The sequence below is a fragment of the Pseudomonas sp. B21-021 genome (assembly GCF_024749205.1).
In the GTDB taxonomy this organism is placed as follows: domain Bacteria; phylum Pseudomonadota; class Gammaproteobacteria; order Pseudomonadales; family Pseudomonadaceae; genus Aquipseudomonas; species Aquipseudomonas paraglycinae.
Genome location: NZ_CP087192.1, coordinates 2,873,957 through 2,892,511 on the forward strand (window position 1 = coordinate 2,873,957; position 18,555 = coordinate 2,892,511).

An 18,555-nucleotide genomic window follows, 5' to 3' on the forward strand; every position below is an offset into this window, starting at 1 on the left:
TATGTCCTTGCCCAAACATCACCTGGAACTGCTCAGCCCCGCCCGTGACGTGGCCATCGCCCGCGAGGCCATCCTGCATGGCGCCGACGCGGTGTACATCGGCGGCCCGAGCTTCGGTGCGCGCCATAACGCGTGCAACGAGGTGAGCGAAATCGCCGAACTGGTGGAATTTGCCCGTCGCTACCACGCGCGCATCTTCACCACCATCAACACCATCCTGCACGACAACGAACTGGAGCCGGCGCGCAAGCTGATCCATCAGTTGTACGACGCCGGCGTCGATGCGCTGATCGTCCAGGACCTGGGCGTGATGGAGCTGGACATTCCACCCATCGAGCTGCACGCCAGCACCCAGACCGACATTCGCACCCTTGAGCGGGCCAAGTTCCTCGATCAGGCCGGTTTCTCGCAACTGGTTCTGGCCCGTGAACTGAACCTCAAGGAAATCCGCGCGATCGCCGATGAAACCGATGCCGCCATCGAGTTCTTCATCCACGGCGCGTTGTGCGTGGCGTTCTCCGGTCAGTGCAACATTTCCCACGCGCAGACCGGGCGCAGTGCCAACCGGGGCGACTGCTCCCAGGCCTGCCGTCTGCCGTACACCCTGAAAGACGAAAAGGGTGGCGTGATCGCCTACGAAAAACACCTGCTGTCGATGAAGGACAACAACCAGAGCGCCAACATCCGCGCACTGGTCGAGGCCGGTGTGCGTTCGTTCAAGATCGAAGGTCGCTACAAGGACATGGGCTATGTGAAGAACATCACCGCCTATTACCGCCAGCGCCTCGACGACGTGCTCAACGACCGTCCGGACCTGGCCCGCGCTTCCAGCGGCCGCACCGCGCATTTCTTCATGCCGGACCCGGAAAAAACCTTCCACCGTGGCAGCACCGACTACTTCGTCAGCGAGCGCAAGATCGACATCGGGGCGTTCGATTCGCCGACCTTCACCGGTCTGGCAGTGGGCACGGTCGAGAAAGTCGGCAAGCGTGACATGCAGGTCATCACCCACGAGCCGCTGTCGAACGGCGACGGCCTCAACGTGCTGGTCAAGCGCGAAGTGGTGGGGTTCCGCGCCAACATCGCCGAAGCCAAGGGCGAGTTCGAGGAAGAAGGCGAGAAGCGCTACCGCTACCGCGTCGAGCCGAACGAAATGCCGGAAGGCCTGTACAAGCTGCGCCCAAACCACCCACTGAACCGCAACCTCGACCACAACTGGCAGCAGGCCTTGCTCAAGACCTCTGCCGAGCGTCGTATCGGCGTGAGCTGGTTGGCGAAGCTGCGTGAAGAGCGTCTGGAACTGACCGTGACCAGCGAAGAGGGCATCAGCGCCAGCGTTGCGCTGGAAGGCCCGTTCGGCGTCGCCAACAAACCGGAACAGGCGCTGGACACCTTGCACGACCTGCTCGGCCAACTCGGCACCACCGAGTACCACGCGACCTCGATCAAGCTGGATGCGCCGCAAGCGTTCTTCATCCCGAACTCGCAGCTCAAGTCGTTGCGCCGCGAAGTGATCGAAGCGCTGACCGCCGCCCGTGTTGCCGCCCACCCGCGCGGTTCGCGCAAGGCCGAGACCACGCCACCGCCGGTGTACCCGGAGGCGCACCTGTCGTTCCTGGCCAACGTCTATAACCAGAAGGCTCGCGACTTCTACCACCGTCACGGCGTGAAGCTGATCGACGCGGCGTACGAGGCCCACGAAGAGGCGGGCGAAGTGCCGGTGATGATCACCAAGCACTGCCTGCGGTTCTCCTTCAACCTGTGCCCGAAACAGGCCAAAGGCGTGACCGGTGTGAAAACCAAAGTCGCGCCGATGCAGTTGATCCACGGCGACGAAGTGCTGACCCTGAAGTTCGACTGCAAACCGTGCGAGATGCACGTGATCGGCAAGATGAAGGGCCACATCCTGAATCTGCCGCAGCCGGGCAGTGTGGTGGGGCATATCAGCCCTGAGGATCTGATGAAGACCATTCCTCGGGCTCCACACTGATTAGCAGGCAATAAAAAACCGGTGACGAAAGTCACCGGTTTTTTTATGCCTGCCAGAAACTCAACTGGCTTCGTAGCGGGATCCCGTTGGCGGCGCCGCTTCGCCACTCAACGCGTCGACCATCGGCGGATGCTCCTGCGCTGCCTGACGCAGATCCTCGGTCACCCGCAGCTCGGCGCCGGTTGGCGAGAACGTCGCTGCCGCCGCAAACGGCGCCGGATTGGCCGGCACCGGACGCTTGCCGCGACGCCAGAAGAAGAACGTCACCATGGCCAGGTTAACCAGCGCGAAGGCCCAGAACAGGCCGGTTTCGCCATGGGCATTCATCGCCGGCGAGATCAGCAGCGGGCTCATCGCCGAGCCCAGCGAGTTGATCAGCAGCATGCCCTGAATCATCGGCACCAGGGTTTCGACCGGCGCACGGTCAGCGGCGTGGCTGACGGCAACCGGATACAACGCGAACACGCCGCCACCCAACAGGAACAGCATCGCCGCAAGCATGGCCGAGGACAGCGGCACCAGCACGATCACCAGCGACAGCACGGTGCACGCGGCGCAGAGCACGGTCAGCACCTGCAGGCGATCCTTGCGGTCGGACCAACGCCCGACCGGGTATTGCAGCAGCATCGCGCCGAGGATCGTCCAGGCCATCATGCTGCCGACTTCGCCGACGTTCAGGCCGATGCGTTGCAGGTATAGCGGCAGCAGGGTGTAGATGGCGGCGATGGTCACGCCGGAGCCGAAGCAGCCGACCAGACCGGTAGGCGATACGCCCAGCAGCGCTCGTGGCTTGAGCGGTTCGACCTGTTCCAGCAACGGCGAAACGCGCGGCAGGATCACGATCGGCAACACCGACAAGGTCGCGAGCATGCCGGCGACCATGAACGGCGCCGTGTCGCCCAGCCCGGTGATTTTCCCCAAAAACGCCTGACCCAGCACACCGGCGCCGTAGAGGACGATCATGTACAGCGCCAGCAGACGCCCGCGAATCTTCGCGTCACCGGCCAGCAGGAGCCAGCTCTCGATCACCAGAAACACACCGACCGTGGCCCAGCCGTTGATCAGGCGCAGAACGACCCAGCCCCAGGTGTCATAAAACAGACCTTGCAGCAGGATGGTCGCGGCGATCAGCGAGGCGAAGCTGCTGTAGGCGCGGATATGGCCGATGCGCAGGATCAGCCGGTCGTTGAAGATCGCGCCAAGCGTCAGGCCGGCGAAATAGGCCGAGGACACGATGCCGATCATCGTTGCCGATTCGCCGGCAGCGCCCAGGCGCAGGGTGGTCAAAGAAGACAGAAAGCCGTTGCCCAGGGCAACAATGAATAGCCCGAGCAGGGGCGCCAGCGCCATGGCCAGCAAACGCGGTGTCATAAAAACCTCAAGTGATCGAACAGCGGAACGTGCGCCTCTGCGCATGCGAGTGCCAAGCCGAAGTGTGTTGAAGACAAACGACCGCCGAACGGGCAGGACGATTGAGCCTGGCGCACTTCGTGAAAGTGGCCGGCTGTTCAAACCTGAGGGTTGTCATGGCTGCGGGCAGGCGCCGTTCGGGCGACTGCAAGAGGAGGCGCGATTTTAAGCCTTGTGTGGCGTTTGCCAAGGTGCCGGGCCTGCGACGTTGGGACGCAGGCTCGTCCGTTTCAGCACTGATCACGCCGATCGTTCCCACGCTCTGCGTGGGAACGCCTCCATGGACGCTCTGCGTCCGCCGTTGGAAGGGACGCGGAGCGTCCCGGGCTACATTCCCACGCAGAGCGTGGGAACGATCAAGGTCAATGGCGTGGAAACGTTCCATGGACGCTCCGCGTCCTGCCGTGGAAGGGACGCGGAGCGTCCCGGGCTGCATTCCCACGCAGAGCGTGGGAACGATCGATAAAGACAGGATCGATAACCCCAGCGCATTCATTGCCCGGAAGAAAAGTTGCTGTATCGATCCGGTTTCCCTCGTTAGCCTGTGCGGTCGAATCGCGATGTTGATCCAGAGGCAATGATGCAGATAAGAGGCGAGCGCGCTGCCACGGCGTGCGGGCTGTTGGCGATTGTGTTGTGGAGCACCGCTGCCGGGTTGATCAGGGGCGTCAGTGAACATTTCGGCCCGCTCGGCGGAGCGGCGATGATCTACACCCTGGGGGCGATCCTGCTGGTGATGTTTCTCGGGCGACCGCGTCTTCGTTCCACGTCAACACTCTATCTCCTGCTCGGCAGTGGGTTGTTCGTTGCGTATGAGGTGTGCCTGTCTTTGGCGCTGGGGTTTGCCAGTGACCGGCAACAGGCGATCGAACTGGGCGTGGTCAATTACCTGTGGCCGTGCCTGACCGTGGTGCTGGCGATCTTCATGAACGGGCAGAAAACCCGCTGGTTCATCGTCCCCGGCAGTGCGCTCGCGCTGTTCGGCATCCTCTGGGTGGTCAGCGGTCAGGGCCTGTCGCTGCCGGGGATCATCGCCAACGTCAATTCCAACCCGCTGAGTTACAGCCTGGCGCTGGCCTGTGCGATCACGTTTGCGCTGTACTGCAACGTCACGCGCCGCTATGCCAACGGGCAGAGTCTGGTGGTGCTGTTTTTCGTGCTGACGGCGATTGTGCTGTGGGTGAAGTGGGGCTTCAGCAGTGAACGGATTTCCGCATTCACGCTGGGCAACTCCCTCGAACTGATCGCCACCGGCGTCGCCATGGCTGGCGGTTATGCGCTGTGGAATATCGGCATCCTGCGCGGCAACCTGACTTTGCTGGCGACCGCGTCCTACGGCGCGCCGGTGCTGTCGTCGGCCTTCGCTGCGTTGTGGCTGGGGGTCAGTTTGCAGATGCAGTTCTGGCAGGGCGCGGTGCTGGTGACCGTGGGTTCGCTGATCTGCTGGCAAGCGACGCGGCGACGTCAGTTCTCCTGAAAAACCGGCGTTGCCGCGCATGCCCGTCAGCCCACGGACTTCAACGGAATCGGCCCCTTGAGCCGGTCCATCATCGTGGCGCAATACCAGTCATCGAACTGGCAGACGCCGGTTTCCGCCGTTTCCGAGTACGGCCCCGGTTCATAGGACGGGGACGTCACGCCACGCTGGGTGCCTTCGACCAGCGTGCGGTCCTGATCGTTGGTGGCGATCCAGACTTTGGTCAGGCGTTCGAGGTCGTAGTCCACGCCTTCCACTGCTGTGTCGGGCACCAGCCATTTGGTGGTGACCATGGTTTGCGTGGCGCTGATCGGCAGAACCCGGAAGCTCAGGGCATGGTCGCCGAGGAAGTGGTTCCAGGTGGACGGGTAGTGGAAGTACAGCAGGGCGCCGATGTCCGGCTCGGCGGTTTTGTCCAGCCGCCCATTCACCGCAGGCTTGCCGTCCATGGTGTAGCTGACCGCCCCGGACGACAGCGGAATGCGGGTCATGCGGTACTGACCGTTGATGTCCATCACCAGACGGCTCGGCAAACCGGCCTGCTCGCAGGTGTTCCAGTAGGCCGACAGCTGTGGGTCGTCTTCACCGCTGAGACCGCCGACCGACAGATTGTCGACGAAGGATTTCAGCAGTTCCGGGTGGGAGCCGTCGCAGTGGTAGCACTCGCGGTTGTTCTCGAACACCAGTTTCCAGTTACCGTTCTCGATGATGGTCGACTCGTACGCCACCTTGCAGTTGTCCAGATAATGCGGGGCGATGAACGGGCTGACGGCCTTGCGAAAGCTTTCGAAATCCGGCGCCTTGGTGGCGACGCAGACATAGATGTAGCTGTGCACGATCTCGCAATGCACGGACTTCAGGTTGTACTGGGCCTTGTCGAAATCCTGGCCCATGTTGCCGGCGTACAGCAGGTTGCCGTCCAGCTCGTAGGTCCATTTGTGATAAGGACAGACCATTTTCGCGACCTTGCCGTGCTCGTGTTCGCAGATCTTGGCGCCGCGATGGCGGCAGGCGTTGTGAAATGCCCGGACTTCGCCATCCTTGCCGCGCACCACGGCGACCGGGTAATCACCGATCTGCAGGGTGAAGTACTGGCCGGGTTTGGAAATTTCGAAGGTGTGCCCGGCGAAAATCCAGTCCTTGTGCCAGATCTGCTCGAGATCCTGGCGATAGACGTTTTCATCCTTGTAGAGGACGCCCGGCAGCGAGTGCCAGGGTTTGCGCTGGGCGATCAGGTCAAACACGGTGTCTTTATTGTTCATTGTTTTCCTCGTCATGCGCGTAGGGCCGGAACAGGTCCAGCCTATCTGTGCCGGGAAAGCCGTCACAAACGACATTTCCTGCGGGCAATCGATGCGTTGCGGTTATGGGTGAGGGCGTTCGAAGATCGGCTCAAGCGTGGCGATGGCCGACGCAGACTGGTCCAGATTGCGAATCGCCTGTTTCACCGCGAGGCTGCGTTCGCTGCCGAGGCTTGAGGCGAACAGGTCGAATTTCTGCTCCAGTTCTTCGCGGCTCAGGGCCGTTTCGGGATCGCCGCGTGCGGCGGTGATCGGGCTGACGAGCACGTTGCCGTTTTTCAGGGTGACGGTGACGCGCGAAAGGATTTCATTGGGGAATCGCGCGGAAATATCGGCGGCTTCGACGATCTCGATGCGTGCGCTCAAGGCTCGGATGTCGGCCGCGTGGATCGATTCGCCGGTGACTTCGTCCGGTCCGAGTTTGCCCCTGACGATCAGCGCCGCCAGCGGAAAGGCCAGGGCGTATTGCGCCTGATCGGCATCCGCCGGGGTGTGACCTTGCAGGCACATCGATTCGTAGAAGGTCTCGACGCGGATGGTCTCGATCACCTCAGCGTTGAGCGCAGGATGATCCTGTTGCAGTTGCAGCATCGCGGTCAGCGCCGGTTGCGCCCAGCGGCACACCGGCCAGGGTTTGAAATACTGGCTGTCGATTTCCCAGCGCTGACCGAGGTCGAGCCAGTGCTCGGCGACCGAGGCGTCCTCGACGGTTTCCGCTGGCGCGCCGGTTACGCCTTCCTTTGCCATCAGCAGCGCATTCAAACCGACAAAGGCGCCGCTGCCGTGGGCGTCGCGCAACATGGTCGGAAACGCGATCAGGCGCATCATCGGGCAACGGGCGCTGAAGTATTCGGCGATGCCGAGCGCATGGCGAAAGGTCGGTTCGTCAAAACCCAGCAGCCGGGCGCCGGCGCAGACCACGCCAATCGCCGAAAAACCGCCGGAAGCATGGTAGGTCGGGGAGGTCGCCATCAGGGCGGTTCCGGCACGCAGTCCGGTTTCATAACCGATGCACAACGCGCTCAACAGCTCATGTCCGCTGACTTCCTTGCCTTGGTGATGCAGCGCATCGGCGAGGGCGAGCAGGGCCGGCACCACGGTCGCGCCGGCGTGCCCCTTGGATCGGAAGTGCCCTTCGTGGGCATCGAGGCTGTCGGCAGAAAAGCCGCCAGCCCAACCCGCGCCCAACAGGCTTACACGCTGACCGTCGAATAGCAGACGACTGCCGTATTCGCCGGTGGGATAGTGCGAAACAGCAAAACGGCGCAGCGCCACACTGGTGTCATTGGACGCGGCACCGGCCATGACGCCGACGATATCCAGCAGGCTGTTTTGCAAAATCTCCCGGGTCTTGGCCGGGGCCTGGATGAAGTCAAAGTCGCGGCAGAATTCGTAGAGTGACATTCAACAATTCCTTCCTGTGAGGGGAACCGGCCAGATCCCGGCCGGCGCCGCTCCACAATGAGTCAGGAAGGTTGTGCGGCTCCAACGACATTTTCGTCGGGCAATTGATAACCAAATCGATGGTTAGCGGCGGGGAAACTTCGACAGGATCCATTCGCGAAACCGGCGCAATGCGTCTTCGTTGTCCGCATTTTCCCGGCAGGCCAGGTAGTGCCAACTGTTGCGCAGCTGGACTTCCTGTTCAATCGGGCGCACCAGCAATCCCTGTTGCACCAGCGGTGCCACCAGATGATTCCAGCCCAGCGCGATGCCTTGATGGGTGAGCACCATGCTGATCAGCAGGTTGTAGTCATTGGCATTGAAAATCTGCGGACTGGTTGCCGGACGATCATCGATATCGATGGCCTGAAATGCCAGCCACACGCCCCAGTCGACATGCTCGGCCACCTGCGAGCGCCCGTAGGGGCTGAGGTTGAGCAGGGCCGAATCGCGCACACCCTCGATGGTCGAGATTTCCGGATGCTTCTCCAGATACTGCGGCGTGCACACCGGGTAGATCAGGTCATGGCACAGCGGGTAGCTGCGGTAGCCTTCGCGGACACGCGAAATCTTGGTGATGAACACGTCGGGCTGCACGCCCGGTTCCATGGTCAGGAAGTTCTGGGTGGTGATCAGGTTCAGCTCGATGCCTTCGCTCTGGGCGAAAAACTCGGGCAGATGATTCGACAGCCACAATGCAGAGAACGCCGGGGAACAGCAGATGGTCAGCACTTTCTTGCCGGACTGGCTGCTGCGGATGCGCTCGGCGGCCTGGGCGATATTCACGAAAGACAGCTGCGCGGCATCGAAGAACAGCGCGCCCGCCGAAGTAAGCTCAACGGCACGCCCGACACGGGTGAACAACTGCGCTCCGAGGTAGCTTTCCAGCTCGCGGATCTGCCGGCTGATCGCGGCTTGCGAAACGCACAATGCTTCGGCGGCACGGGTGAAACTCTGATATTTCGCGGCCGCGACAAATGCCTTTACGGCCCTCAAGGACGGCATCTTCAGCAAGATGGTGTCTGGGTCGACATGCTTGGTCATTCGTACGGCCTCCTGATATTGCGGCTTGCGGGCGAAGCGCGACGAGGGTAACGGAAGCCTGCGGGCAGGGATACGCCAGCGTCGCTGCAAGGATAGTCCCGGTCGCGGATGGGCGATGTCTGGCCCGTCACATCGACGCTCGCACGATCCATAACCCGACGTTATCAACATGTCCCTGTAAATGTCGTTGGATTAAGCAGGGGGATGCTAATAAATTTGAAACGTCCCTCGTTCCTGGGGTCCCAAAAATAATAAAAGGAAACCCGTCGTGACGACATTTAACTATTACCGCTGCCGCTCAAAACCAGTTTCGCTCGATTGCATATTGTTTGAACCCGAATATGCACTACGCGATGGAGGCAAGGTATGACTCGCTCCGACGAAATAATTTGCGTAAAGAATGTTTATAAAGTCTTCGGTACTCAGCCAGCACTGGCCATGAAGTTGATCGAAGAAGGCGCATCGAAAGCGGAAGTTTTCAAAAAGACCGGCCAGGCCATCGGTGTGTTCGATGCCAACTTCTCGGTCAAGCGCGGCGAGATCTTTGTCATCATGGGTTTGTCCGGTTCCGGCAAATCGACCATGGTCCGACTGTTCAATCGCCTGATCGAACCGACCTCCGGCAGCATCTTTCTCAATGGCCGGGAAATCACCGGCCTGGGCGACAAGGACCTGTTGCAGGTGCGCCGCAAAGACATGGGCATGGTCTTCCAGTCGTTTGCCCTGATGCCGCACATGAGTGTCATCGACAACGTCAGCTTCGGCCTGGAAATCAGCGGTGTCAGCGAAAAGGAACGCTACTGCCGGGCCATGGGTGCCCTTGAGCAGGTCGGGCTTTCCGGGCAGGAAATGTGCTTTCCTCATCAGCTCTCCGGCGGCATGCAACAGCGGGTCGGCCTGGCCCGGGCGCTGGCCAACGACCCGGCCATCCTGCTGATGGACGAAGCGTTCTCCGCGCTCGATCCGATGATCCGCAGCGAGATGCAGGGCGAGTTGATCAAGCTTCAGGCCGAGCAGGATCGCACCATCATTTTCATCTCCCACGACATTGAAGAAGCCGTTCGCATCGGTCACCGCATCGCGATCATGGAGGGCGGGCGCGTGGTGCAGATCGGCACGCCCCGAGAGCTGCTGTGCAACCCGGTGAACAAATATGTCCGGGACTTCTTCAACGGTTTCGACACCAGCCGGATATTGCGCGCCGGCGATATCGCACAGACTGATTCGGACATTGTTTATGAACCGGGTCGCCAAACTCCGATAAAGGCTGACGCTTCCTTGCGCGAGATCTTTCATCTTGTTGCGGCTTCATCTACGCCAATGCCGGTAGTTGATGAAGTTGGACTTTATAAAGGGTCGATCTCGCAAGGGCATCTTTTAAGTTGCCTGGGTAATAGCTGAGCGTCTATTTAACAGAACGTCTGTTTAACAAGAATGATCACGCAGTGCGCAAGTGCGAGGTAGCGTCATGTCCGACTTTAACTTTCTGGATCCCTTCCAGAGTTTGAATATTCCGCTGGGGTCGTGGGTTGAAACCGCCCTTAAATACCTGGTGCATAACTTTCGGGATGTCTTCCGCTCGATTCGCTGGCCGGTCGATCAGGTGCTCGACGGCGTCCAGTGGGGGCTGCTTTCGCTGCCGCCGACGGTGTTCATCATCATCGCCGGGCTGATCAGCTGGCAGATCGGCGGCAAACGCATCGCGATCTTCAGCGTGGCAACACTGACCGGGCTCGGGCTGATCGGCGTATGGAACGACGCCATGGTCACCCTGGCACTGGTGCTGACTTCGCTGTTGTTCTGCGCGGTGATCGGGATTCCGCTGGGCATTCTGTGTGCCCGCAGCGACCGCACGGAAATGGTCATCCGCCCGGTGCTCGACGCCATGCAGACCCTGCCGGCGTTCGTTTACCTGGTGCCGGTGGTGATGCTGTTCGGCATCGGCAACGTGCCCGGTGTGATTGTCACGATCATCTTCTCCGTCGCGCCGCTGGTGCGGCTGACCAACCTCGGCATCCGTCAGGTGCCGGCGGACAAGGTCGAGGCGGCGCGGGCCTTTGGCTGCACACCGATGCAGATGCTGATGAAGGTTCAATTGCCGCTGGCCGCGCCAACCATGATGGCCGGACTGAACCAGACCTTGATGCTGTCGCTGTCGATGGTGGTGGTCGCCTCGATGATTTCGGTCGGCGGGTTGGGGCTGATGGTGCTCAGCGGCATCGGTCGCCTCGACATGGGCCTGGCCAGTGTCGGCGGAGCAGGGCTGGTGTTGCTGGCGGTGTTCCTCGATCGCCTGACCCAGGCCATGGGTGAACGCAGCGCCGATCTGGCCACCGGGCAGCGCTGGTATGAGAGCGGGCCGGTCGGACTGGTCATGAAGTTGAAGAAAAAGAAGAACGTTGCTCGTGCGGTTATTAACTGAACCTTTCTGCTCACCCATTAAAACTCCAAAGCGTGGTGAAACATGAAACTGGCAAATCTCAAGAAAAGCGTAGTGGCGGGTGTGGTTTCTTCAGTCATGGGCACGATTCTGTGTTCAGCAGTGTTCGCGGCGGACGCCAGCAAACCTGGCGCCGGTGTGTCGATCACGCCGATTTTCCCGACCATCGCCGAAGAGCGCTTTCGCGGTGAAGTGGTCGTGGCCGGGCTCAAGGAACTGGGCTACGACGTCAAACAGCCGAAGGAGACCGATTACCCGGCGATGTTCCTGGCGCTCTCCTACGGCGACGCGGATTTCACCGTGCATGAGTGGGAGCACCTGCACGAAGCCTTTTATGAAAAGGCTGGCGGCAATGATGTGATGGTCAAGGTCGGGCAGATCATGAAGGGCGTGCTGCAGGGTTACCTGATCGACAAGAAAACCGCAGACGCTTACCACATCAAGGATCTGTCGGATTTGAAGAAGCCGGAGATCGCCAAACTGTTCGACAGCAACGGTGACGGCAAGGCCGACCTGACCGGTTGCAACCCGGGCTGGGGCTGCGAAGTCATGGTCGAACACCACATGAAGGCCTACGGCCTGGAGCCGACAGTCGTCGACAACCGCGGTTCGTACTTCGCGCTCATGGCCGACACCATCGCCCGCTACCAGCAAGGCAAACCGGTGCTGTTCTTCACCTGGGTGCCGCAGTGGATTTCCAGCGTGCTGGTCGAAGGCCGCGATGTGGTCTGGCTGCCGGTGCCGTACACCGATCTGCCTGACGGCAAGGAAAGCAAGGACACCTTCTACGAAGGCAAGAACCTCGGCTTCCCGGTGGACACGGTCAACGTTGTCATGAACAAGGAGTTCGCCGAGAAGAACCCGGTGGCCCGCAAGTTCCTCTCCGAAGTCAGCATCAGCACCGCCGACGAAAGCGCGCAGAACCTGAAGATGCAGCAGGGCGAGAAGTCCCTGGCCGACATCAAGCGCCACGCCGCCGAGTGGATCAAGGCCCACCAGCAAAGTTATGACGGTTGGCTGAATGATGCGCGGGCGGCGGCCAAGTAAGCGGGTTGTTCCTTGTCAAGTGACGGTATCGGGTGGCGCAGCATGGACACTTTCCAAAGCACATTGAAACTGCAGAACATCGGGTTTCGCCAGACCACGGATCTGGTCGGGCATGAACGCGTCGTGCGGGTGGCGTTCATTCTGCTCGATCACTTCTCGCTGACGACCCTTTCGACAGCCATGGACGCGCTGGCCACCGGCAACCTGATCAACGGCGATACGGTTTACAGGATTTCGACTTATTCGTTGCAAGGCGGTCTGGTCGACAGTGATGTCGGCGTGCCGATTTCCTCGCAACGGCTGGCGGCGGAAGGGTTCAATCAGGATGCGGTGATCGTTGTGGGTGGTCAGCGGGTCCGGCTGTCGTCCAGCCCGATGTTGCGTCGGGTTCTGAAAAAAGTGGCTTGCGCCAAAGGCGTCGTGGCGGGTTGCTGGAACGCTGCGTTCTACCTGGCGGATGCGGGATTGCTGGAGGGGCAGGAGTTCGCCTGCCATGGCGATAGTCGCGCACTGATCGGCGAGTATTTCCCGCAATTGAAGGCGTGCACTCGGGACTTCGCCTTTGGCCAGCGTCGCGGGACGTGCGCCAATGCCTGCTCGGCGCTGGACATGACGCTGGCGCTGATGCAGGAGCTGGGTTCGCGCAGCGATGCGTCATTGGTGGGTGAGATCAGACGAGTGCACCAGCCGAAAAGCCGGGAAACGCTGCGCACCGAAGATGTCCGGCCGGCGGCCATTCCAAAGCGGTTGAACATGGCGCTTTCGCTGATGGAACAACACATCGAGGAGCCTCTGGAAATTGACGAGATCGCCAGTCACGTCGGTGTTTCCCGCCGCCAACTGGAAAGACGATTCGCGCGATATCTGAATGCCGCTCCCAACCGCTATTACCTGGAGTTGCGGCTGACCCGGGCCCGGCAGTTGATTGTGCAAAGTGATCGCTCATTGACGGATGTGGCGTTGGCAACCGGGTTTGTCAGCTATCCGCACTTCTATAAACGCTTCAAGGATCTGTTCGGACTGCCGCCCATGACCTTCCGGGATTACTACTACGCGAACGATTCCGATGCCGGGCGATATGCGCTCGCCGCCAACTTCTGAGCGATTGAAAAGATTCAAGTAACGCAACTTTGATGGCTGTTTTCATTCAACGCGATTCCGCGCGTTTGCTTCGTGTCGGGTTCGATTTGTCATTTCAACAATAAACGGTTCAACACTATGAAAGTCAGTTCGCTGCCCGCCGATGATGACAGCTGTGGCTGGTTCCACCTGAGCCGGCCGCGCAGTCCCGAGCCAGGCCATCGCGGCCACCGTTCGGCGCGTTGGGTCGTCGTGGGTGCCGGCTTCACCGGGCTGGCGGCGGCACGCCAGCTCGCGCTGAACTTCCCCGACGATGAAGTGGTGCTGATCGAAGCGCAGGAAGTGGGGTTGGGGCCGTCCGGTCGCAATGCCGGTTTCGCGATCGATCTGCCCCACGACATCGGGGCCGAGGACTATATCGGTGATATCGATCTGGCCCGGATCAGTCTGAAGCTGAACCTGGAGGGGCAGTCGATCCTGCGTAATCTGGTCGATCAGTTCGGCATCGATTGCCAGATGAAAGCCTGCGGCAAGTATCAGGCAGCCGTGGAAGAACGCGGCATCGCGGTGCTGGAAGCTTATCGTCGGGGTCTCGACAAGCTCGGTCAGCCGTATCAGATGATCGAGGCCGAAGAATTGCCCGAGCATCTGGGCACCCGTTTCTACCGCAAGGCGTTGTTCACCCCCGGGGCAGTGCTGGTTCAGCCGTCGGCGTTGGTGAAGGGCCTGGCGGACAGTTTGCCGGCCAACGTCACCCTCTACGAGCGCACGCCGATTCTCGAAGTGGAGTACGGCGCCAAGACTTTGCTCAAGCACGCTCACGGCAGCATCACCGCCGACAAACTGATCCTGGCCAACAACTCGTTCGGCATGCGCTTCGGTTTTCTGCAGGGCCGTATGTTGCCGATCTACACCTACGCCAGCATCACCCGCCCGCTGACCGATGAAGAGCAGGCGCGTCTCGGTGGCAAACCGTTCTGGGGCGCGATCCCGGCAGACCCGTTCGGCACCACGGTGCGGCGCACCCCCGACAACCGTTTGCTGATCCGCAACAGTTTCAGCTTCAACCCCGATGGCCGCAGCAACAGCAAATACAACGAGCGCTTCGTGCGCCGGCACCGCGCCTCGTTCGATCAGCGCTTCCCGATGCTGCCGGGGGTGAAGTTCGAATACACCTGGGGCGGGGCGCTGGCCATGTCGAGGAACCACAACGGCTTCTTCGGCGAACTGGCGCCGAACGTTTACGGCGCGCTGGGCTGCAATGGACTGGGCGTCACCCGTGGCACGGTCACCGGCAAGTTGCTGGCCGACTGGCTGGCCGGGGAGCGCGACGGCTTGATCGATTTTCTGTTGCAGGCCCCGGGGCCGACGGGCAACCCGCCCGAACCGTTTCTGTCGCTGGGCGTGAACATGAACCTGAAGTGGGGGCAATACCGCGCCGGCCGCGAAAGTTGAACGCTCATCGCCCGACCTGCGCGATGAACTGAAGTAGCGATGCACTGAATACAAGGACAAGAAATGAACAACGTTGCTGTATCAATCGAGGACGTACCGCTCAATGGCTTTCATCGTCTGCTGACGATCCGTTCGGCCGGTGGCTCCTTTGTCGACGGGTATGTTCTGAGCATCATCGGTGTGGCGCTGGTGCACATGTCCAGGTCTCTGGCGCTGGACGATTTCTGGGAAGGCATGATCGCCGCCTCGGCGCTGATCGGCATTTTCTTCGGCGGTTTTCTCGGCGGCTGGCTGACCGATGTGCTGGGGCGCAAACGTCTGCTGTTTGTCGGGCCGACCCTGTTCATCGTGGCCTCGCTGGCGCAGCTGTGGGTCGATTCCGCGGTGGCGCTGTTTTTTCTGCGGCTGCTGCTGGGAGTGGCGGTCGGCATCGAGTACCCGGTGGCGACCTCGCTGCTGGTCGAGTTCATGCCGCGCAAATATCGCGGCCCGCGTCTGGCGACGCTGACAATCATGTGGTTCGCCGGGGCTGCAACGGCGTATGTGGTGGGCGAGCTGATGTTCAAGCTGTGGGGCTCAGATGCCTGGCGGCTGGTGCTGGCCAGCGCGGCGATCATCGGCGCGATGCTGTTTCTGGTGCGCATCGGCACCCCCGAATCGCCGCGCTGGCTGCTGAGCAAGGGCCGCGCCGCCGAAGCCGAGGCGATCATCAAACAGGTCTACGGCAACGACTTTTCCTTGGCCAATCTTCCTGAACACCGGGTGGGCGAGAAGCTGACGATCTTCAACCTGCTGCACTCCGGCTACGGCAAACGCATGCTGTTTGTCGTGGTGTTCTGGACCTGCTCGGTGGTGCCGCTGTTCGCCGTGTATGCCTTTGCGCCGAAGGTGCTGGCCGCGCTGAATCTGCAGGGCGACTGGTCGTCCCTGGGATCGGTGGCGATTACCTTGTTCTTTGTCATCGGCTGCGTGATTTCGACCCGGATCATCAACCGTGTCGGCCGACGCAATCTGCTGATCTACAGCTTTCTCTGCTCGGGCCTTGCGCTGCTCGGGCTGGCCGTCGGTCATGCCGGGCCCAATGCGCTGGTGCTCGCCTTCTTTGCCGTTTACGCCTTGTTCATCGGCGGCGCCCAGGTGCTGACGCTGGTGTACCCCAATGAACTGTTTCCTACGGAAATCCGCGCCTTTGCGGTCGGTGTCGGCACCTCACTGTCGCGCATCGGCGCGGCGGCGGGGACTTATCTGGTGCCGGTTTCCCTGAGCACGCTGGGCATCGCCCAGACCATGTACATCGCGGCGGCCGTCACCTTGGTCGGCCTGGTGCTGTCGTGGGTGCTCGCGCCGGAAACCCGATCGCTCAACCTGCAACAGGCTGCCTCGCTGAACTGAACCTTGCCCGGGCCTTATCGGCGTCGGGCCAACGCATTGAACACTGCAATCACTGGAGAAAAACCTATGAACTTTGACGGCATCTTTACCCCAGCCATTACGCCTTTGTCCGCCGATGGCCAGATCGATTATTCGGCGTTTGCCGAAGTGGTCGAGTACCTGATCGAGTCACGGGTTCACGGCATCGTCATCGGTGGTTCGACCGGCGAGTACTACGCCCATACAACCGCCGAGCGGCTGAAAGTGGCCGAGCGCGCGAAGGAAGTGATCAACGGCCGCATCCCGCTGGTAATCGGCACGGGCGGGATCCGCACCGAAGATGCGGTGGCCTTCGCCGAGCACGCCAAGTCGATTGAGGCCGACGCGATTCTGGTGGGCTCGCCGCCCTATGCCTTGCCGACGCAAAAGGAAATCGCCGCGCACGTGCTGGCCGTGGACAAGGCCGCCGGCCTGCCGATCATGCTCTACAACTATCCGGCGCGGATGGGCGTGGCGATGGGGCCTGAATTCTTCGAGGCGATTGCCGGTTGCAAGAACATCGTCGCGATCAAGGAAAGCTCCGGCGACACCGCCCAGTTGCATCGTCTGGCGCATTCACATCCTTCGATTCAGCTGTCCTGCGGCTGGGATGACATGGCTCTTGAGTTCTTCGCCTGGGGCGCGCGCAGCTGGGTCTGCGCCGGTTCGAACTTCATTCCGGCCGAGCACATTGCGCTGTACGAAGCCTGCGTTCTGGAGAAGAACTTCGACAAGGGCCGGCGGATCATGTCGGCGCTGTTGCCGCTGATGGACGTGCTGGAAAGCGGCAAGTTCGTCCAGTCGATCAAGCACGGCAGCGAACTGGTCGGCCTGCGGGCCGGCGGTGTGCGCAAGCCGATGCAGCCGCTGGAAGCGTCCGAGAAGGAAGTGCTGGAAAGCGTGATCAAAACCCTCAAACAGAATGTGGCGCGCATCGTCGCGGAGGTTTGAAATGGCCGATCTTCTGAGTCAAGCGCAATACCGCGAACTGGCGGCGAAGCTTGAGTTTCGCAATCAGGCGTTCATCAACGGCGAGTTTCGCAGCGCGCTGTCCGGCAAGACGTTCACCACGACCAACCCGGCCACTGAAGCGGTGTTGACCGAGATTGCTGCGTGCGGTGCCCAGGACGTGGACGTCGCTGTCGCCGCCGCCAAGGAGGCGTTCGAGGATGGACGCTGGCAGGGGCTGGCACCGTCGGCACGCAAGTCGGTGTTGCTGCGATTCGCCCAGTTGCTGGACGACCACTCTCATGAACTGGCGGTGCTGGAAAGCCTGGACAGCGGCAAACCGATCCGCGAATGCCAGAACATCGACGTGCCCGAAACGATTCATACCCTGCGCTGGCACGCTGAGCTGATCGACAAGATCTACGACTCGACCGCACCGACCGGTAGCGGCGCGGTGACCATGGTCGTGCGCGAACCGATCGGCGTGGTCGGTCTGGTGTTGCCGTGGAATTTCCCGCTGCTGATGCTCGCGTGGAAGATCGGCCCGTCGCTGGCCGCTGGCTGCTCGATTGTGGTCAAACCGGCCAAGGAAACCACCCTGAGCACCCTGCGTGTGGCCGAGCTGGCGCATCAGGCGGGGATTCCGGCCGGTGTGTTCAACGTGGTGCCCGGCGGCGGCAAGGAGGCGGGCGAGCCGCTGGGCCGTCACCCCGACGTCGCCATGGTCAGCTTCACCGGTTCGACCGATACCGGGCGGTTGTTCCTCAAGTATTCCAGCGAATCCAACCTGAAACGCATCGTGCTGGAGTGCGGCGGCAAGAACCCGGCGGTGGTGATGAACGATGTCGAAGACGTCGATCTGGTCGCCCAGCACGTGGTCAACGGCGCGTTCTGGAACATGGGCGAAAACTGCTCGGCCTCGTCGCGGCTGATCGTGCATTCGGACATCAAGGACCAACTGCTTCAGCGCGTTAAGGTGCATCTGGGCGACTGGAAAATGGGCGATCCGCTGGACCCGGAAAACCGTCTGGGCTCGATGATCAGCAAGGCGCATTTCGAGAAGGTCCGTTCGTACCTCGACCATGCCCGGGACGAGAATCTTTCGGTGCTGGCGGGGGGCAACACGGCCGACAACATCTTCGTCGAGCCGACCATCGTCGATGGCGTCAGCCGTGACAGTCGTCTTTTCCAGGAAGAAATCTTCGGCCCAGTGCTGAGCGTGACCACGTTCACTTCCGTCGACGAAGCGATCAGCCTGGCCAACGACACGGCTTACGGTCTGGCCGCGTCGGCGTACACCGGCAGCCTGCGCCATGCGCTGAAACTCTCGCGTGGGATCCGCGCCGGCATCGTCACCGTGAACTGCTTCGGTGAGGGCGATGCTTCAACGCCTTTCGGCGGCTACAAGGAGTCGGGTTTCGGTGGGCGTGACAAGTCGATCTGGGCCCATGACCAGTACACCGAGCTGAAAACCATCTGGATCGACGCGTCCTGATTCATCGCGGTTAAT

Annotated in this window: 14 protein-coding genes; 10 read left to right on the forward strand and 4 right to left on the reverse strand. The window is 61.2% G+C overall.

From position 1 onward, the window contains the following. The first annotated feature begins 1 nt into the window (after position 1). Complete coding sequence (locus LOY31_RS12735; protein WP_007955412.1) at positions 2 to 1,990, forward strand: U32 family peptidase; 1,989 nt, start codon at positions 2 to 4, stop codon at positions 1,988 to 1,990. A 60-nt stretch (positions 1,991 to 2,050) separates the two neighbouring features. On the opposite strand, the gene LOY31_RS12740 is transcribed toward LOY31_RS12735, so the two are convergent. After that, positions 2,051 to 3,361: an MFS transporter gene (locus LOY31_RS12740; RefSeq protein WP_085731848.1), complete on the reverse strand. Its 1,311-nt coding sequence runs from the start codon at positions 3,359 to 3,361 to the stop codon at positions 2,051 to 2,053. Between the two features lie 616 nt (positions 3,362 to 3,977). On the opposite strand from LOY31_RS12740, the gene yddG reads away from it, so the two are divergent. Continuing rightward, positions 3,978 to 4,877, forward strand: a complete 900-nt coding sequence (yddG, locus tag LOY31_RS12745; protein ID WP_309475639.1) for an aromatic amino acid DMT transporter YddG — start codon at positions 3,978 to 3,980, stop codon at positions 4,875 to 4,877. A gap of 26 nt (positions 4,878 to 4,903) precedes the next feature. Here yddG and LOY31_RS12750 read toward each other — a convergent pair whose 3' ends face one another. The 3 genes from LOY31_RS12750 to LOY31_RS12760 form a co-directional block, all read right to left on the reverse strand. After that, complete coding sequence (locus LOY31_RS12750) at positions 4,904 to 6,139, reverse strand: aromatic ring-hydroxylating dioxygenase subunit alpha (RefSeq protein ID WP_258713408.1); 1,236 nt, start codon at positions 6,137 to 6,139, stop codon at positions 4,904 to 4,906. Positions 6,140 to 6,241: 102 nt separating this feature from the next. Next, entirely contained in the window at positions 6,242 to 7,582 is a 1,341-nt protein-coding gene (locus LOY31_RS12755) for an MmgE/PrpD family protein (RefSeq protein ID WP_007955406.1), read from the reverse strand. A gap of 123 nt (positions 7,583 to 7,705) precedes the next feature. Further along, a complete protein-coding gene (locus LOY31_RS12760; protein WP_007955405.1) occupies positions 7,706 to 8,665 on the reverse strand; it encodes a LysR family transcriptional regulator in 960 nt (319 codons plus the stop codon). A gap of 366 nt (positions 8,666 to 9,031) precedes the next feature. Here LOY31_RS12760 and LOY31_RS12765 point away from each other — a divergent pair, with 366 nt between their 5' ends. The 8 genes from LOY31_RS12765 to LOY31_RS12800 all read left to right on the forward strand — a co-directional run bounded on the left by LOY31_RS12765 (position 9,032) and on the right by LOY31_RS12800 (position 18,540). Beyond that, complete coding sequence (locus LOY31_RS12765) at positions 9,032 to 10,066, forward strand: glycine betaine/L-proline ABC transporter ATP-binding protein (protein WP_085604603.1); 1,035 nt, start codon at positions 9,032 to 9,034, stop codon at positions 10,064 to 10,066. Between the two features lie 67 nt (positions 10,067 to 10,133). Then, entirely contained in the window at positions 10,134 to 11,087 is a 954-nt protein-coding gene (gene proW / locus LOY31_RS12770) for a glycine betaine/L-proline ABC transporter permease ProW (RefSeq protein WP_169430059.1), read from the forward strand. Positions 11,088 to 11,129: 42 nt separating this feature from the next. Beyond that, positions 11,130 to 12,152 carry a glycine betaine/L-proline ABC transporter substrate-binding protein ProX gene (gene proX, locus LOY31_RS12775; protein ID WP_258713409.1) on the forward strand — a complete coding sequence of 341 codons (1,023 nt, stop codon included), beginning with the start codon at positions 11,130 to 11,132 and terminating at the stop codon, positions 12,150 to 12,152. Between the two features lie 42 nt (positions 12,153 to 12,194). Continuing rightward, the gene (locus tag LOY31_RS12780) at positions 12,195 to 13,253 is read left to right on the forward strand and encodes a GlxA family transcriptional regulator (protein WP_258713410.1); all 1,059 of its coding nucleotides are present in this window, start codon (positions 12,195 to 12,197) and stop codon (positions 13,251 to 13,253) included. A 117-nt stretch (positions 13,254 to 13,370) separates the two neighbouring features. After that, positions 13,371 to 14,687: an FAD-binding oxidoreductase gene (locus tag LOY31_RS12785; RefSeq protein WP_007955396.1), complete on the forward strand. Its 1,317-nt coding sequence runs from the start codon at positions 13,371 to 13,373 to the stop codon at positions 14,685 to 14,687. Positions 14,688 to 14,750: 63 nt separating this feature from the next. After that, positions 14,751 to 16,079 carry an MFS transporter gene (locus tag LOY31_RS12790; RefSeq protein ID WP_169430062.1) on the forward strand — a complete coding sequence of 443 codons (1,329 nt, stop codon included), beginning with the start codon at positions 14,751 to 14,753 and terminating at the stop codon, positions 16,077 to 16,079. A 66-nt stretch (positions 16,080 to 16,145) separates the two neighbouring features. Then, positions 16,146 to 17,048 carry a dihydrodipicolinate synthase family protein gene (locus LOY31_RS12795; RefSeq protein WP_007955394.1) on the forward strand — a complete coding sequence of 301 codons (903 nt, stop codon included), beginning with the start codon at positions 16,146 to 16,148 and terminating at the stop codon, positions 17,046 to 17,048. A gap of 1 nt (position 17,049) precedes the next feature. Next, a complete protein-coding gene (locus LOY31_RS12800) occupies positions 17,050 to 18,540 on the forward strand; it encodes an aldehyde dehydrogenase (RefSeq protein WP_258713411.1) in 1,491 nt (496 codons plus the stop codon). Positions 18,541 to 18,555: the final 15 nt, after the last annotated feature.

Coding starts and splice junctions, on each gene's coding strand:
- LOY31_RS12735 (WP_007955412.1), top strand. CDS start 2: ATGTCCTTGCCCAAACATCACCTGGAACTGCTCAGCCCCGCCCGTGAC.
- LOY31_RS12740 (WP_085731848.1), bottom strand. CDS start 3,361: ATGACACCGCGTTTGCTGGCCATGGCGCTGGCGCCCCTGCTCGGGCTA.
- yddG (WP_309475639.1), top strand. CDS start 3,978: ATGATGCAGATAAGAGGCGAGCGCGCTGCCACGGCGTGCGGGCTGTTG.
- LOY31_RS12750 (WP_258713408.1), bottom strand. CDS start 6,139: ATGAACAATAAAGACACCGTGTTTGACCTGATCGCCCAGCGCAAACCC.
- LOY31_RS12755 (WP_007955406.1), bottom strand. CDS start 7,582: ATGTCACTCTACGAATTCTGCCGCGACTTTGACTTCATCCAGGCCCCG.
- LOY31_RS12760 (WP_007955405.1), bottom strand. CDS start 8,665: ATGACCAAGCATGTCGACCCAGACACCATCTTGCTGAAGATGCCGTCC.
- LOY31_RS12765 (WP_085604603.1), top strand. CDS start 9,032: ATGACTCGCTCCGACGAAATAATTTGCGTAAAGAATGTTTATAAAGTC.
- proW (WP_169430059.1), top strand. CDS start 10,134: ATGTCCGACTTTAACTTTCTGGATCCCTTCCAGAGTTTGAATATTCCG.
- proX (WP_258713409.1), top strand. CDS start 11,130: ATGAAACTGGCAAATCTCAAGAAAAGCGTAGTGGCGGGTGTGGTTTCT.
- LOY31_RS12780 (WP_258713410.1), top strand. CDS start 12,195: ATGGACACTTTCCAAAGCACATTGAAACTGCAGAACATCGGGTTTCGC.
- LOY31_RS12785 (WP_007955396.1), top strand. CDS start 13,371: ATGAAAGTCAGTTCGCTGCCCGCCGATGATGACAGCTGTGGCTGGTTC.
- LOY31_RS12790 (WP_169430062.1), top strand. CDS start 14,751: ATGAACAACGTTGCTGTATCAATCGAGGACGTACCGCTCAATGGCTTT.
- LOY31_RS12795 (WP_007955394.1), top strand. CDS start 16,146: ATGAACTTTGACGGCATCTTTACCCCAGCCATTACGCCTTTGTCCGCC.
- LOY31_RS12800 (WP_258713411.1), top strand. CDS start 17,050: ATGGCCGATCTTCTGAGTCAAGCGCAATACCGCGAACTGGCGGCGAAG.